Genomic DNA, 2339 nt, shown 5'->3' on the forward strand with positions numbered 1-2339 from the left:
GATTTTCAGGTGGTCAACTACCTAATTTTCAGGGAAAAAGTACCTGAATTTTCCCCCCAATCACTCCAATGGTCGGCACTTTTTGAGGGAAAAAAAGTCTAAAAACCTTATCCAACAAGGTTTTTAGATTTATTCAGCAAATCCTAGATATTTGTCGATCATTTTAACCCCGCTTCACTTAACTTTTTCTATAAATCATAGAAATAAGGATAAAGCTCTGATTCTAGAATATATTGACTTGCTTATTTGAAAATTGCCTAACAGGTTCCAGGATCAAGTTTTCGATGATTGGGAATAGTTAAAGTCTCTCTTCTCTGGGAGATAACACGACGCAATTTAATGTGACTTCCTCGTTGACTGTGAATAGTAAAGCCAAATCGAGCGAGAATCTTGATCACGTCTTTGCCTGATAGTTGTTTCAGTTTAGGCATATTCAGGCTGTAACTCAACCGTAATCTGTAGAGAAGGTTTGGCAACTAGACCAAACTCAATAGGCTCTTCTCCTTCTAAATGTAATAAGACAGCTTCTTTGAGATTATTAACCACCTCATCCAAGGTATTTCCTTGGGTAACAACCGAAATTTCCGCGCATTCGGCCACATATCCTTGTTGTTCACCAGAATAAATAATTGCCGTAATTTTTGAACTTAATTCAGCCATAATTGCTCAGATAAAATACGTTTTGATTGTAATAGAGTATATTTTAGCTATGGGGAAATAGCCTGAAAAATTGGGAGAGATTTGTCTCGTGCAGTGTAGTCTTCGATAAGGAAATCTAGAACTTCAAGGGCATTTTGTAGCGCTTCATTGTAGGTTTCGCCGTGAGTATGAGCATAGGAGACAAATTCAGGGAGATGGGCGATAAATTTGTTGTCTTCTTGTGACCATTGAATATAAATACTATAGTGATAATTCATGGGTTGTCTCCTTGATTTAATTTGGCTAGTTCCTGAAGTGCATTTCTTCCGTCTTTTTCCTGGTAGTGATCGGCATCACTACTATTTTTGCCTAACAGGATCAAGCTATATTATAAACGGGGATGAATTCAGTGGTTATGACCGCTATTACCTAATCTCCATAGTGTGTTTTGGTACGAATAATCAGAATAGTTTTATCGTCTTCATAAATTTCATAAAGCAGACGATCTTTTCGATTTAGGCGATAGGAATACAAGCCTTCTAAATCGCCTTTTAAGGATTTGCCAATATAGGGATTAATTGCAATTATGTTAGTTAAAATTTCTTGAAGTTTGACTTTCTGTTTTTGGGTGAGTTCGTCGGTATCTTTTCGCGCTTGTTTAGAAAAGACAATTGTGTAGGTTGTCATCCAAATACTTGTTCCATTGTGAGGGTTTCTCCTGCGGCATATTCTCGTCGTGCTGATGCAATATGTTGTAATAGTTTGGGATCTTGCATGAGTTCGGAGGTTTCAGCTAAGGATTCCCATTCTTCTTGAGTAATGAGAATATAACTGCGATTTTCACGAACGATCACTACTCCATCGGGTTCTTTTTCAGTGCGATCGCAGAGTTCTTCTAGGTTGGCTTTGGCGTAATCAACGGTAACTTGATACATAAATCGCTTAAGGTTTTTGGGAATTACTCTCATAATAAAGCAAAAATTACTTGTTGGCTGACGTTTTCATTATTTATTTTGGGCTTTTCAGTTCTGATCGAGAAGAAGGCGATATGACAACTTTAGTAATGATCTAAGCCGTAACTTGCATAATCTCTTTAGCGGGAACAGCTAACACTAATTGATTAGGATAAACAATTTCTACGCCAATTGTCTCCATAAATGCTTCTTTTTCTGCTTGAGTGGTTGAGACAAAATTTCCTTGTTCATCATATTTAACCCAATTCCCAAATAATTCTACTAGATAAGCCTCCCCATTTTTCAGAACTTCTACAATTGCTCCAACTGTACCGATAGGCGCAATTCCACCATCGGTTAAGGGAATATCTTCCGTTAGTTGAATATCATCAAATAATTTAAACTTACTCATTTTTATTACTCTAAACTTTTATTGATTGAAACTAGAAGGTACTGCTGTGACAAATCTCACCACATCTTCTCCTGTCAGGATAATCCAAACAGTACGAATTTGATGTAATTTACCGGAATATCCCCTGATTTTAACATAAGCACGATAGCGATCGCCATACTCTGTTGTATCTTGTTTTTGTAATATTTCGAGAGATATACTTTAGACGTTCATAATCTGAGATTTATTAAACTTCTGAAATCGTAGAGTCAGCAAGGAATCCAGTTCTTTTTTATGTTTCAAATGGGCATCATTCAAACATTCATAAATGGCTGAAGAAAAGTCAGAAAAGTTTT

General features: G+C 36.5%; 7 protein-coding genes and 1 pseudogene. All 8 read right to left on the bottom strand.

The window, feature by feature from the left end:
- Positions 1-257 precede the first annotated feature (257 nt).
- On the bottom strand, positions 258-431 hold the full coding sequence (locus tag O9290_RS11860; protein WP_002763541.1) for a type II toxin-antitoxin system HicA family toxin: 174 nt from the start codon (positions 429-431) through the stop codon (positions 258-260).
- The gene (locus O9290_RS11865) at positions 424-660 is read right to left on the bottom strand and encodes a type II toxin-antitoxin system HicB family antitoxin (protein WP_002763540.1); all 237 of its coding nucleotides are present in this window, start codon (positions 658-660) and stop codon (positions 424-426) included. Before O9290_RS11865 ends, O9290_RS11860 begins: the two co-directional genes overlap by 8 nt.
- A gap of 47 nt (positions 661-707) precedes the next feature.
- A complete protein-coding gene (locus O9290_RS11870) occupies positions 708-917 on the bottom strand; it encodes a type II toxin-antitoxin system HicB family antitoxin (RefSeq protein ID WP_002763539.1) in 210 nt (69 codons plus the stop codon).
- A 151-nt stretch (positions 918-1068) separates the two neighbouring features.
- Complete coding sequence (locus O9290_RS11875) at positions 1069-1326, bottom strand: type II toxin-antitoxin system mRNA interferase toxin, RelE/StbE family (protein ID WP_002745103.1); 258 nt, start codon at positions 1324-1326, stop codon at positions 1069-1071.
- On the bottom strand, positions 1323-1574 hold the full coding sequence (locus tag O9290_RS11880; protein WP_002763538.1) for a type II toxin-antitoxin system Phd/YefM family antitoxin: 252 nt from the start codon (positions 1572-1574) through the stop codon (positions 1323-1325). Before O9290_RS11880 ends, O9290_RS11875 begins: the two co-directional genes overlap by 4 nt.
- A gap of 133 nt (positions 1575-1707) precedes the next feature.
- Complete coding sequence (locus tag O9290_RS11885; protein ID WP_061432032.1) at positions 1708-2004, bottom strand: DUF4926 domain-containing protein; 297 nt, start codon at positions 2002-2004, stop codon at positions 1708-1710.
- An 18-nt stretch (positions 2005-2022) separates the two neighbouring features.
- On the bottom strand, positions 2023-2202 hold the full coding sequence (locus tag O9290_RS28190; protein ID WP_353852136.1) for a DUF6883 domain-containing protein: 180 nt from the start codon (positions 2200-2202) through the stop codon (positions 2023-2025).
- Positions 2203-2205: 3 nt separating this feature from the next.
- Positions 2206-2339: pseudogene (locus tag O9290_RS11890) on the bottom strand (IS630 family transposase); the annotation flags it as partial.

Origin of the sequence: Microcystis sp. LE19-41.2A (genome assembly GCF_027530405.1) — a bacterium.
GTDB lineage: Bacteria > Cyanobacteriota > Cyanobacteriia > Cyanobacteriales > Microcystaceae > Microcystis > Microcystis aeruginosa.